This is a genomic window from Pseudoalteromonas sp. S3178, from assembly GCF_005886985.1.
Classification (GTDB): Bacteria; Pseudomonadota; Gammaproteobacteria; order Enterobacterales; family Alteromonadaceae; genus Pseudoalteromonas; species Pseudoalteromonas carrageenovora.
Genome location: NZ_PNCW01000151.1, coordinates 1 through 276, shown reverse-complemented (window position 1 = coordinate 276; position 276 = coordinate 1). Strand labels below are relative to the sequence as shown.

At 41.3% G+C, this 276-nt stretch carries 1 protein-coding gene; it reads right to left on the bottom strand.

The genetic code is table 11. From position 1 onward, the window contains the following. Positions 1-276, bottom strand: a 276-nt coding sequence (locus CWC11_RS20410; protein ID WP_138684149.1) for an AMP-binding protein, incomplete at both ends; no start/stop codon positions are given.

Sequence of the window (276 nt, the reverse complement as noted above, 5' to 3'; positions counted from 1 at the left end):
ACGCGCAATCAGCTCACACCAATGACTCGGCTCTTTAGTACGAGAGGTGTCAGGAAATACGATTGTACCGCCTGCAGCCAATACACCAAATATATCGTACACTGATAAGTCAAAGCTTAATTCAGATAACGCTAAAACATTATCCTCTGATGACACAGCAAAACGCTCATTAACAGCCAAAATTGTATTAACAGCCCCTTCATGCGAAATAGTCACCCCTTTAGGCTTTCCTGTACTACCAGAGGTAAATATGACATATGCGATATCGTCTTTATT